Here is a 12917-nt window from a genome sequence, read left to right on the forward strand (position 1 = left end):
GGTTTTTTCACTAATGTCGATAAAGGGCCTGTCCATGCTTCAGAGTAACGAGTACTTCTCCGGTAAAGTAAAATCCATCGGTTTTACCAGCAGCAGCACTGGCCGTGCGAGCGTTGGGGTGATGGCGGAGGGAGAATACACCTTCGGGACCGCCCAGCCGGAAGAGATGACAGTCGTGAGCGGCGCATTGCACGTTCTGCTGCCGGGGGAAACAGAGTGGAAAACTTATGCTGCGGGCGAAGTCTTTAACGTCCCAGGCCACAGCGAGTTTCATCTGCAGGTTGCCGAGCCAACGTCCTACCTTTGCCGCTACCTGGCAGATAAATAACTGAGTTTAAAACCCCTCGTTTACGGCGAGGGGTTATCTATTGCGTCAGCCGCAGCAATTAACGCTGCGCTTCTCCGCCCAGGGCTTCTACCAGATTAGTAATCAGCGCCGACAGTTCGCCGGTCATCAGAATAAAATCGGCATCAAAACGCTGGCCAAAATCTTCCCGATCGATATCGTCGTTCTGCTCGCGCAGGGTATCGGCAAACTTCAGGCGTTTGACGGAACCATCGTCCGCCAGTACGAACTGAATCCGCTCCTGCCAGTCCAGCGCCAGCTTGGTGACCACTTTGCCGGTTTCAATGTGCGCGGCGATTTCGTCACACACCAGCTCCTGCTGTTTGCAGCGGATCACGCCGCCGCCTTCGAGAATAGCCTTAAGTTCGGCTTCATCCATCAGCGCAAAGCCTGCCGGAACATCCCCTGAGCGCACCCACTCCGTCAGCGTCAGTTCGATAGGTGTTTCCAGCGCCAGCGGTACTACCGGCAGAGAACCCAGACTTTTACGCAGCAGCGCCAGCGTATCTTCCGCTTTCTTGGCGCTGGCGCAGTCAACCATAATCAGACCATTAACCGTGTCTATCCACATCATTGTCTGGCTGAAGCGGCTGAAAGCGCGCGGCAGCAGAGAGTGCAGCACTTCGTCTTTCAGGGAGTCCTTCTCAGTCTTCTTCAGCTTGCGGGCCTGTTCTGCTTCCAGCTTATTGATTTTGGCTTCAAGAGCCTGTTTGATGACCGGGGCGGGCAGAATTTTTTCTTCTTTACGGGCGCAAATCACAATCTGGCCGTTGGCAACATGGGTTAATGCATCGCTGTGCGAGCCCATCGGCGACACCCAACCGGTCTTGGCCATGTCCTGGCTGCCGCATGGGGTGAAGGTGAAGGCGGCTAACTGTTTTTCCATTGCATCCGCCGTCAGCGTGATGTCACGGCTTAAACGGTAAACCATTAAATTTTTAAACCACAGCATGATTCTGTCCCAGGTTGTCAGTTAAACGCAGCGGGCATGATAACGAATTGACGGCCTCGTTTCATTGTCTTTGCTTGGCCTGCATTTTAGGTAGTTGATAATTATCACCAAATGAGGAAGTTCTTGTGCGCATAGGTATCGATCTCGGTGGGACTAAAACAGAAGTGATCGCGCTGGCTGACGACGGTAAACAGCTCTACCGCCACCGTTTGCCAACGCCAAAAAACGACTACCAGGCCACCATCAAAAACATTGTTGAGCTGGTGCGGCTGGCGGAAGATGCTACGGGCGAGACCGGTACGGTAGGGCTTGGGATCCCGGGGTCAATATCCCCCTATACCCGGGTCGTGAAAAATGCGAATTCGACCTGGCTAAACGGGCAGCCATTTGACAAAGATCTTAGCCTGGCCCTCAAGCGTGAGGTCAGGCTGGCTAACGATGCTAACTGTCTGGCGGTATCGGAAGCTATCGACGGCGCTGCCGCAGGGGCACCGATCGTTTTTGCGGTGATCATCGGCACCGGCTGCGGCGCGGGCGTGGCGATCAATGGCCGAAGCCTGATAGGCGGCAACGGCACCGCGGGCGAGTGGGGACATAACCCGTTGCCGTGGATGGATGAAGATGAGCTACGTTTCCGGGAAGAAGTCCCGTGCTATTGCGGCAAGCAGGGATGTATTGAGACCTTTATCTCCGGCACCGGTTTCGGCACGGACTACCGGCGCCTTAGCGGAAAAACGCTAAAAGGGCATGAGATCATCAGCCTGGCGGAGCAGCAGGACCCGCTGGCTGAGTTGGCTATCAGCCGCTATGAGATGCGCCTGGCGAAGTCGCTGGCGCATATCGCCAACATTCTGGATCCGGACGTGATCGTGCTGGGTGGCGGGATGAGTAATGTGGATCGTTTATACCGAACGGTGCCGCAACTGATGAAACCGTGGGTGTTTGGCGGCGAGTGTGAAACGCCCGTTCGCAAAGCGGTGCACGGGGATTCCAGCGGCGTTCGCGGTGCGGCGTGGCTGTGGCCGATAGAGGACTAAATCGCCCCTCACCCTAACCCTCTCCCCATGGGGGAGAGGGGATTAAAAGAGAGCGCGGTTTTCTGTCTCTGTCTCAGTTGGGTCTTAGTCACAAATATGTTCTATGAAGGATCGACTAAGGTTCCGTTCACTTCCAGATAAACTTCATATGTAGCCACCGTAACGGTGAACGACTCGGGGAAGTCACCGTCACTTCCCCGAGACCCCGGACTCCCGGCCAAATAAATCGACCGCTAAAGCGGCAGACCTCCGTTTTATCTCCCAGTCCTGGGTCGGCTGAGATGCGTTCCCGACGCACTCAGCCTCCGGCCGTTCCCGACGCCCGGACCCTGGCCAGTCGGAGAGAAAACGGAGGCGATTTAAGCCGGAACCGTGCCTTGCTTTTTGTTCCCAGCCACGCTGAACATCACTGTCGCTTCAAGACTTACAACCATGCCCTTGTCCCCGGCTCTCATCGCCCCCGGTTATGACCCAACTCAGGCGGGGTTGAGCTGCCGGGAGCAGCGAAAGAGAGCGATCGTCGGGAACGAATCGCGAACGACCCCGAATGTTTGGGTGATAGCCGGTGGGTTTACCGCTTCAGCGGCGATGAGCTCGCCGGGCGCCGGGGCTGTTCGGGGGATGGCGTGATCCCCCGGACACGTTCACCGTTATCTGAACGTGCAGGGGAAACAAATGTACGAGTGAACGGAATAACTGCGGATCGAAAGACATCTCTCGGAGGATTTGAAAGGAAAATGTGACTACCAGACACTTCCCCGGAAGCGAGCCGGGGCGAGTTTCAATCCACCACAAAAGCCTTATCCAGCCGGCTCACGCCAAGCCCGTTAATCTTCTTCACCTTGATTTGCACCGGGATCCGCTCCTTCATTGCCTCAACGTGGCTGATAACGCCGATGGTTTTGCCGCTGGCGTTCAGCGTATCCAGCGCATCGAGGGCGGTATCCAGCGTTTGCGCATCCAGGGTGCCAAAACCCTCATCCAGGAACAGGGAATCAATACGGGTTTTATGGCTGACCAGATCGGATAACGCCAGCGCCAGCGCCAGGCTCACCAGGAAGCTTTCGCCGCCGGAAAGCGTGCGCGTATCACGCACCGCATCAGCCTGCCAGGTATCGACAACCTGTAATTCAAGCGCTTCGCTGTCTTTACGCTGCAGCAGGTAGCGCCCGTGCAGGCGATTGAGCTGATTGTTTGCCAGCCAGACGAGGTTATCCAGCGTCAGGCCTTGGGCAAACTTACGGAATTTATCCCCTTCTTTGGAGCCGATAAGCGCGTTGAGATAGCCCCAGTCTTCTACCTGCGCTTCACAGGCTTTTATCTCCTGCATCAGCGCCTGCTGGCGGACCCGGTTTTCCTCGTCGTGACGCAGCTGTTGGACGATTTGTCCCTGGCGAGAAGCATTGTCACGTAACTGGAGGCTGAGCGAGGCTGTCTGCGCCTCCAGCACGCTGAGATCGGTTTCTTCATGCAGATTTTCTGGCCGCGCCGATAAGTGCTGAGCCAGCGCACTTGCCGCCTGTTCCAGCAGCGTAGTCTGCTGGTGCTGCTGGCGTTCCAGCTGCTGTTTACGCTGTTCCAGCTCAAGGCGCTCGCTCTCTTCCAGCAATGCGCCGCGGAAGTCGGCCTCGTCACTGAACTGGCTGGCTGAAAGCTCACTGCTGAACTGTGCCTGTGCCGCGCTGGCCTCCGCCTGGCTGTGGTTCAGCTGCTGCTCTAATGACTGGCGCTGCCCTTCCAGCAGGTTGCAGTCGTTATGCAATGCCTGCCAGTTTTGCAGTGCCGCCTGATGTTCATGTTCATCCAGCGGCAGCGGTGTGGAGCCATCGTCCGCAAGGGTCGAGAGCAGCATATCGAGAGCGGAAAGCTGCTGGCGAAGCTGGGGCAGTTTGTCCTGCTGATGCTGCCATTGCTGAGATTCCTGTTGGCGAGCCTCAAGCCAGTGTTGCTCGTCGCCCGGTTCAGGACGCTGAAGGCCAGCCTGCTCCAGCGACGATTGTAGCGAAGCGCGCTGCGCCATGACGTCTGCGTTCAGCTTTTCGTGCTGCTGGCTGTCACGCTGATATTGCGCCTCCAGCGCCAGCCGGTCGCTAAGCTGGCGCAACTGCTGTTCGCGCTGCTCCTGCTCGTCAAGCCAGGCGCTGACATCGTCCTGAGGCGTTAACGCAATAGCTAGGTCCGCGCACTGTTGCTGCCAGCGGGCCGACAGCGACGCTTCTTCGGCCTGAAGCGTCGCGCTTGCCTGTATCAGCTTTTCGCGCTGCTGGCGCCGGGTATCAAGCTGGCCCTTAAGGGCAAAGCCAAGCTCGGCGAGTTTAGCCACTTCTTGTTTAAGGGCGGCCAGGCGCTGTTGGTTCTCCCCGGGCTCGAGAGCCTGATACGCCTCCACCGCTGGGTGTTGGGTTGAGCCACAAAGCGGACACGGCGAATCAGGCTGCAGGCGTGCGCGCTCGGCCTCAAGGCTTTGAATGCGCTTTTCCTGTTCGACGACTTTTTCCAGATCCGCTTCGTGCTGGCGTTTGTCTTTGTACTGTTGGCGCTTTTGCCCCAGTTCAACGTCACACTCTGCAATTGATTTATCCAGCTCGGCAAGCTCGCGCAGCTGCTCGATTTTGCGTTTCTCAAGCGCGGCAAACTGCGGCTGCAAAGTGGCCAGCAGCTGGCGAGCTGGCCGGGTCGCCAGCATTCGCTGTAAATGAGCGCTCACTTCATCGGGAGAAAGGCCGAGTTTTGGCGCCGGCAGTCCCTGCAGCTTTTGCCGACTGGCTTCTAACGTCTGGTTTAGCTCAGCCAGCTGTTTGTCGTCGCGCTGCTGCTGCGTAAATGCCATGCGCCAGCCCGCCAGTTCTGCGGCCCAAAGGCGATAGCGGTCATTCGCCGCGAGCCAGTCTTCGACCTGCTGTGCTTCACTCTTCAGCCGCTGAGCCTGGCCGGTGGCCAGCATCCGGGTTTGCTGCCGGCGGACGAAAAGCTGCTGTAAGCGGGTATTCACTTTCTCCGCCGCCTCGCTGTTTTGCTTCAGCGACAGCTGCTTTTCCTGCAGCCGCTGCCAGTGAGGGCGAAGTTTTTCGGCGGGCAGGGCGCGGGTGAGTTTCGCCAGCATTGGCTCTGCGTCTTTGAGAGCCTGATTGGCGGCGTCCAGCGCATGCTGCTTTTGCATTTTATCGGCTGAAAGCCGGGTACGCTGAGTGAGCCATTGCTGGTGTTGCTGCTGCCGGTGATGCTCAGCGGAGAGCTTTTTCTCTTCAAGAGTGAGCGCCTGCAAACTCTCTGTAAGCTGCTGTTGCTGCTCTGCGGTTAATAGCGCGACGCCGGAGGCCTGAGCCAGCAGGTTTTCAAGCCGGCTTTTGATTTGCTTATGATTTTCAAAGACCGCCGCGGAAACCGTGCCGTAAATCTCCGTGCCGGTCAGCTCTTCAAGCAGCGAGGCGCGGTCGTTGGCATCGGCGTTTAAAAAGGCGGCGAACTGCCCCTGGGAGAGCATCATCGAGCGAGTGAAGCGGTCGTAGTCCAGCCCGGTAAGAGAGGCGATAATTTCCAGTTTGTCTTTGATTTTATCCGCCAGAATTTTGCCGTCACTGATTTGGGCCAGCTCCACGCGGGGTGCCTGAAGATTGCCGTTTGCCGCATTGCGGGCGCGGGTCTGGCTCCAGAAAGCGCGGTAGCCCGTGCCTTTTACCTCAAACTCGACTTCGGCCAGGCATTCCGCCGTGTCCCGGGTCATCAGGTCGTTTTGCGACTGCGACACGGTGTTGAGGCGCGGCGTCTTGTGGTAAAGCGCCAGGCAAATAGCGTCCAGCAGGGTGGTTTTGCCCGCGCCCGTGGGGCCGGTGATGGCAAACAGCCCGTTGCTGGCGAAAGGCTCCCGGGTGAAATCAATTTTCCACTCGCCTTTCAGGGAGTTAATGTTTTTTAACCGAAGGCTGAGGATCTTCATGCCTGTTCCTCCTGCTGGTGCAAGTCTGACAGCGTTTGCGCAAACAGCGTTCTTAGCCGGGCAGCCCGTTCCTCGCTGGTTTCTTCCTGACTCAGCCGCCGCTCAAAGACCTCTTCAACGCTTAATTCGCTCAGCGTCTCTTTATGCTGGCTGGCCATCACCCGCTCGCGCTGTTCGCGGCTGCGGCGCAGCAGGACGACTTCGACCGGTAAATCTTCGGTGAGCGCCTGCACCTGGCGCTGCATGTCGTGCAGATATTCGTCGGTGGCTATTTCAATATCCAGCCAGACTTTGGGCTCGGCCGGGGCGTTTCGCCACTGCTCTAGCTGCTGCTCGATGTCACGCAGCGACCCTTTCACGATAGCCAGCGGCTGACTGGTGGGAACTTCAAGCGGCTCGACGCTTGCCAGGGCGCCCTCGCGGAAGGTCACCAGGAAAACGGTTTTCGCTTTGCCGGTTTCGTCAAAGCTCAGCGGAATCGGCGATCCGCTGTAGCGAATATGTTCCGTACCGCCAATTTTTTGCGCACGATGAATGTGCCCGAGCGCAATGTAGTCGGCGGGCGGGAAGTGCTGCGCCGGGAAAGCATCCAGCGTGCCGATATAGATATCGCGCACCGCGTCGGATTTCGTGACGCCCACGGTAGTGAGGTGCCCGGTAGCAATAATGGGCAGCGGCTGATCACCTCGCAGCGCCACGGCGGCGGCATAACATTGCTGATAGTGTTCGCTGATGGCTTCCATTAAAGAGCGCTGTTTTTCATGGCCGGACAGCCCGGCCTGGCTGCTTTGTATATCCCTCGGGCGCAGGAAAGGAATAGGGCACAGTATCGCCCCCGGCGTGCCGTCTTTTTGGTTGAGTGTCAGCGCCTGTTCGTCTTTGTTGTGGCGTGCGCTGGCAATGACTTGGGTATTCAGGCAGGCCAGCAGCTCGCGGGATTCATTCAGGGTGGCAACGGAATCGTGATTCCCCGCCAGCACCACAAGCTGGCAGCCGGTGGCCTGCAGCTGAACGACAAAACGGTTATACATTTCACGGGCGTAGCTCGGCGGTGAGCCGGTATCAAAGATATCTCCCGCGACGATGATGGCATCCACCCGATGTTCGACCGCGGCGTTTAATAGCCAGCCGAGAAAGGCCTGATGTTCAGACGCCCGGCTTTTGGTATAGAAGTTTTGGCCGAGGTGCCAGTCTGATGTGTGGAGAATGCGCATAACCTGTCCCATGGCAAAGAGGCGAATCACCGATTATAAGCTATTGAGCTGGCAGCGTAACCGTCAGTAAAAATCAGTTGCTGTCATAATTCAAAAAGGTGAAATATCTGGCCGTCATCTTTTTCATAAATCTGTCACAAATCTGACGCATACTGGCGCACAATTAATGAGAGATGGTCTCTTTTCAACAGGGTAAATCATGGCGAGACGCATTTTAGTCGTAGAAGATGAAGCTCCTATTCGTGAAATGGTGAGCTTTGTGCTCGAGCAAAATGGCTTCCAGTCGGTAGAGGCGGAAGATTATGACAGCGCGGTTAACCTGCTGATCGAACCTTTCCCCGACCTGATCCTGCTGGACTGGATGCTACCTGGTGGTTCCGGGATACAGTTTATCAAGCACCTTAAGCGTGAAGCGCTGACCCGCGAAATCCCGGTGATGATGCTGACCGCGCGTGGCGAAGAAGAAGATCGTGTGCGAGGACTTGAAGTCGGTGCCGATGACTACATCACCAAGCCGTTCTCCCCGAAAGAGCTGGTGGCTCGTATCAAAGCTGTGATGCGCCGTATTTCCCCAATGGCGGTGGAAGAAGTGATTGAGATGCAGGGGCTGAGCCTCGATCCGTCCTCACACCGCGTAATGACCGGCGAAGATCCGCTCGACATGGGGCCAACTGAATTTAAGCTGTTACACTTCTTTATGACCCACCCGGAGCGCGTTTACAGCCGTGAACAGCTGCTCAATAACGTGTGGGGGACTAACGTTTACGTTGAAGACCGTACCGTAGACGTGCATATTCGTCGCCTGCGTAAAGCTTTGGAAACAAGTGGTCATGACAAAATGGTGCAAACAGTTCGCGGCACGGGTTATCGTTTTTCAACCCGTTTTTAATATGCTGACAGGAGCGTGACGCGTGCTGGAACGGCTGTCATGGAAAAGGCTGGTACTGGAGCTGATGCTCTGTTGTATGCCAGCGGCAATTCTCGGATTGATTTTTGGCCACCTGCCTTGGTTTTTACTGGCGGCAGTGACCGCCCTGTTAAGCTGGCATTTCTGGAATTTACTTCGTCTTTCCTGGTGGCTGTGGGTTGACCGCAGCATGACCCCGCCGCCCGGGCGGGGAAGCTGGGAACCTCTGCTGTACGGGCTGCACCAGATGCAGTTGCGTAATAAAAAGCGCCGCAAAGAGTTAGGTAACCTGATCAAACGCTTTCGAAGCGGAGCCGAATCTCTGCCCGATGCGGTTGTGCTGACCACGGAAGAAGGCACTATTTTTTGGTGTAACGGCCTGGCACAGCAGCTGCTTGGTCTGCGCTGGCCGGACGACAACGGCCAAAATATCCTCAACCTCCTGCGTTACCCTGAATTCTCGCAATACGTGGCGAAGCAGCAGTTTGGTCGCCCGCTGACGCTGGTATTGAACAATGGCCGTCATCTTGAATTCCGCGTGATGCCCTACGCCGACGGGCAGTGGCTGATGGTGGCGCGTGACGTCACGCAGATGCATCAGCTTGAAGGTGCTCGCCGTAACTTCTTTGCCAACGTTAGCCATGAGCTGCGCACACCGCTGACTGTGTTACAGGGTTATCTGGAGATGATGCAGGATCAGACTCTGGAAGGGCCGCTGCGGGACAAAGCGCTGCATACCATGCGCGAGCAAACCTCGCGAATGGAAGGGCTGGTGAGGCAATTGTTAACGCTGTCGCGTATAGAAGCCGCACCCACGCTGTCGATGAATGAGAAAATTGACGTGCCGCTGATGCTGCGCGTGGTGGAGCGTGAAGCGCAGACGCTGAGCCAGCAGAAGCAAACGCTCACTTTTAACGTTGAGCCCGGGCTTCAGGTTTACGGCAACGAAGAGCAGCTGCGCAGCGCTATCTCGAACCTGGTTTATAACGCGGTGAATCACACGCCTGCCGGGACACACATTACCGTTACCTGGCGCAGGCTGCCTCACGGGGTTGCGTTTAGCGTTAAGGATACCGGGCCGGGGATCTCCGCCGAGCATATTCCGCGTCTGACGGAGCGTTTCTACCGCGTAGATAAAGCGCGTTCCCGGCAAACAGGGGGCAGCGGGCTTGGCCTGGCCATCGTTAAGCATGCCCTTAGCCATCATGATGCGCGGCTGGATATAGAAAGCCTGCCGGGGCAGGGATCGACGTTTTCGTTCATTCTGCCCGAGCGCCTGATTGCCCATGAGTCCGCGGTGGCAGCACATTAATTCGCCGTAACCGTCAAGTATGCTTTCCACAGGCCAGTTTTCTGGCCTTTTTTGTTTGTATTTCCACCACTCGTTAAGTGCTGAATATCGAATTGATGCTTTTTTGTCCGAATGATAAGCCATAACAAAAGCGTATAATCAACTTTATTCACTGGTTATGCGCATTTTTAAAGGATATATTTCTGGTTTCCCGATCCCTTCTTGTCTTCAAACGCTATAAGCGTTTTAATTGCCCCCCTGCTATTACCAGACCGACTGAAATTGCGTGGTAATTCGACTAACTATTCTTCGCCACCGATATGGAGAAGCATATTCCGCTGTCGTTACCGGTAATAGCCGCGTTTTTACCGAACGTTATTTGGACTGAGCGTCGGTTTAAAAATTTGAGCATTTTCAACACCACACATCCACAGGCTGCTTTATTTTATGACCTATCATTTGAAATCTCGTGACATCATCGCTCTGGGCTTTATGACCTTTGCGCTGTTTGTTGGCGCGGGCAACATCATTTTTCCTCCTATGGTTGGCTTACAGGCCGGCGAACACGTCTGGACGGCGGCGCTTGGCTTCCTGGTGACGGCGGTAGGCTTACCGGTTCTGACCATCGTGGCGATTGCCCGCGTGGGCGGCGGTATTGACAGCCTTAGCTCACCGATTGGCCGCCGCGCAGGTATTTTGCTGGCGACCGTCTGCTACCTGGCCGTAGGGCCGCTGTTTGCCACGCCGCGTACCACCACAGTTTCCTTTGAAGTGGGGATTGCCCCGCTGACCGGCATGGGCGATATGCCGCTGTTTATCTACAGCGTGGTGTACTTTGCGCTGGTGATTGGTATTTCTCTTTATCCGGGCAAGCTGCTGGATACCGTGGGCCACGTACTGGCGCCGGTAAAAATCATCGCGCTGCTGATCCTGGCCGCCGGTGCGGTGCTGTGGCCGGCTGGTGGTCTGAGCACGGCAACTGAAGCTTACCAGAACGCGGCGTTTTCTAACGGCTTTGTGAACGGCTACCTGACGATGGATACGCTGGCGTCGCTGGTGTTCGGGATTGTTATCGTGAATGCCGCGCGCTCCCGTGGCGTGACGGAATCTCGCCTGCTGACCCGCTACACTATTTGGGCTGGCCTGATTGCCGGTATCGGCCTGACAATTATCTACCTGGCGCTGTTCCACCTCGGTTCCGATAGCGCGAACCTGGTCGATCAGAAAGCCAACGGCGCGGCTATTCTGCACGCTTATGTGGCTCATACCTTTGGTGGGGCCGGGAGCTTCTTCCTCGCAGCGCTGATTTTCCTGGCCTGTCTGGTGACTGCCGTTGGCCTGACCTGCGCCTGCGCAGAGTTCTTTAGCCAGTATCTGCCGCTCTCTTATCGCTCGCTGGTGTTTATCCTGGGCCTGTTCTCGATGGTGGTGTCCAACCTTGGTCTGAGCCATCTGATTCAGATTTCGATCCCGGTGCTGACGGCTATCTACCCACCTTGTATTGCCCTGGTGGTGCTGAGCTTTACCCGCCCGTGGTGGAACAATTCCACCCGCGTTATTGCGCCGGCGATGCTGATAAGCCTGTTGTTTGGTATGATTGACGGCATTAAAGCATCGGCCATCAGCGACATGCTGCCTGGCTGGGCAGCGAAGCTGCCGCTGGCGGATCAGGGGCTTGCCTGGCTACTGCCGACCGTTGCGATGGTGGTTATCACCGCTATCTGGGATAAGGCAGCAGGGCGCCAGGTCACCTCTGCCGCCCACTAAGTTTCTGATTATTATGTAACCACGGAGTCCTCCTCCGTGGTTTTTTTATTGTAAAGCGTGGTACTTGGATTAATGGAAAACACCAACAAGCTCAAGCGCGGTTTGAGCACCCGGCACATTCGGTTTATGGCGCTGGGGTCGGCGATTGGCACAGGGCTGTTTTACGGTTCGGCGGACGCTATCAAAATGGCGGGGCCGAGCGTTTTGCTGGCGTATATCATCGGCGGCGTGGCGGCCTATATCATCATGCGCGCGCTGGGCGAAATGTCAGTGCACAACCCTGCTGCCAGCTCGTTTTCCCGCTATGCCCAGGACAACCTTGGGCCGCTGGCAGGCTACATTACCGGCTGGACTTACTGTTTTGAGATTTTGATTGTTGCCATCGCCGACGTGACCGCGTTCGGGATCTATATGGGCATCTGGTTCCCGGCGGTGCCGCACTGGGTCTGGGTGCTTAGCGTGGTGCTGATTATCTGCGCCATCAATCTGATGAGCGTGAAGGTGTTTGGCGAGCTGGAGTTCTGGTTCTCGTTCTTCAAAGTGGCCACCATCATCATCATGATCGTTGCCGGGATTGGCATCATCGTGTGGGGGATTGGCAACGGCGGCCAGGCGACCGGCATCCATAATCTGTGGAGCAATGGGGGCTTCTTTAGCAACGGCTGGCTGGGCATGATCATGTCCCTGCAGATGGTGATGTTTGCCTACGGCGGGATTGAGATTATCGGCATCACCGCCGGTGAAGCAAAAGATCCGCAAAAGTCTATTCCACGCGCCATTAACTCCGTGCCGCTGCGTATTCTGGTGTTCTATGTGGGCACGCTGTTCGTCATCATGTCCATCTATCCGTGGAACCTGGTGGGCACCGAAGGCAGCCCGTTTGTGATGACCTTCCAGCATATGGGCATCACCGCCGCAGCCGGTATTCTGAACTTTGTGGTTATCACCGCTTCGCTCTCGGCGATTAACAGCGATGTGTTTGGCGTGGGCCGTATGCTGCACGGCATGGCCGAGCAGGGTAGCGCGCCCAAAATCTTCGCCAAAACCTCTCGCAACGGTATTCCGTGGGTCACCGTCGTGGTGATGGCTTGCGCGATGCTGCTGGCGGTGTACCTGAACTACATCATGCCGGAAAACGTCTTCCTGGTGATTGCGTCGCTGGCAACGTTTGCCACGGTTTGGGTATGGATTATGATCCTGCTGTCGCAGATTGCCTTCCGCCGTCGCCTGTCGCCGGAAGAAGCGAAGGCGCTGAAATTCCCGATCCCCGGCGGCGTGGCGACGACCGTGGTTGGCCTGGTGTTCCTGGTGTTTATCATTGGGCTGATTGGCTACCACCCGGAAACCCGTATTTCGCTGTACGTGGGCTGCGGCTGGATTGCGCTGTTGCTGATTGGCTGGCTCGTTAAGCGCCGGGTTAAGGCGCAGTCACTGCCGGTTTAGTGGCTGATTTGGTTAAAATGTGT

Annotated in this window: 9 protein-coding genes; 6 read left to right on the top strand and 3 right to left on the bottom strand. The window is 56.5% G+C overall.

The features are described from left to right. Positions 1–34 precede the first annotated feature (34 nt). A complete protein-coding gene (locus VW41_04620) occupies positions 35–328 on the top strand; it encodes a hypothetical protein (protein ID AJZ88374.1) in 294 nt (97 codons plus the stop codon). A 58-nt stretch (positions 329–386) separates the two neighbouring features. Here the strand turns inward: VW41_04620 and VW41_04625 are convergent, their stop codons facing one another. Then, on the bottom strand, positions 387–1298 hold the full coding sequence (locus VW41_04625; protein ID AJZ88375.1) for a recombination associated protein: 912 nt from the start codon (positions 1296–1298) through the stop codon (positions 387–389). 125 nt (positions 1299–1423) lie between these two features. On the opposite strand from VW41_04625, the gene VW41_04630 reads away from it, so the two are divergent. Further along, entirely contained in the window at positions 1424–2335 is a 912-nt protein-coding gene (locus VW41_04630; protein ID AJZ88376.1) for a fructokinase, read from the top strand. A 781-nt stretch (positions 2336–3116) separates the two neighbouring features. Here VW41_04630 and VW41_04635 read toward each other — a convergent pair. Both VW41_04635 and VW41_04640 read right to left on the bottom strand, forming a co-directional pair. Then, entirely contained in the window at positions 3117–6272 is a 3156-nt protein-coding gene (locus tag VW41_04635; protein ID AJZ88377.1) for an exonuclease SbcC, read from the bottom strand. Further along, positions 6269–7486 carry an exonuclease SbcD gene (locus tag VW41_04640; GenBank protein AJZ88378.1) on the bottom strand — a complete coding sequence of 406 codons (1218 nt, stop codon included), beginning with the start codon at positions 7484–7486 and terminating at the stop codon, positions 6269–6271. The genes VW41_04635 and VW41_04640 overlap by 4 nt, the downstream gene beginning before the upstream one ends. A 199-nt stretch (positions 7487–7685) precedes the next feature. Here VW41_04640 and VW41_04645 point away from each other — a divergent pair, with 199 nt between their 5' ends. The 4 genes from VW41_04645 (at position 7686) to proY (ending at position 12894) form a co-directional block, all read left to right on the top strand. Continuing rightward, on the top strand, positions 7686–8375 hold the full coding sequence (locus tag VW41_04645) for a transcriptional regulator PhoB (protein AJZ88379.1): 690 nt from the start codon (positions 7686–7688) through the stop codon (positions 8373–8375). A 22-nt stretch (positions 8376–8397) separates the two neighbouring features. Beyond that, entirely contained in the window at positions 8398–9705 is a 1308-nt protein-coding gene (gene phoR, locus VW41_04650; protein AJZ88380.1) for a phosphate regulon sensor protein, read from the top strand. A 426-nt stretch (positions 9706–10131) separates the two neighbouring features. Further along, positions 10132–11451, top strand: coding sequence for a branched-chain amino acid ABC transporter substrate-binding protein (locus VW41_04655; GenBank protein ID AJZ88381.1), 1320 nt, complete (start codon positions 10132–10134; stop codon positions 11449–11451). 72 nt (positions 11452–11523) lie between these two features. Next, positions 11524–12894: a proline-specific permease gene (gene proY / locus VW41_04660; GenBank protein ID AJZ88382.1), complete on the top strand. Its 1371-nt coding sequence runs from the start codon at positions 11524–11526 to the stop codon at positions 12892–12894. Positions 12895–12917: the final 23 nt, after the last annotated feature.

This window comes from Klebsiella michiganensis (assembly GCA_000963575.1).
Lineage (GTDB): Bacteria > Pseudomonadota > Gammaproteobacteria > Enterobacterales > Enterobacteriaceae > Cedecea > Cedecea michiganensis_A.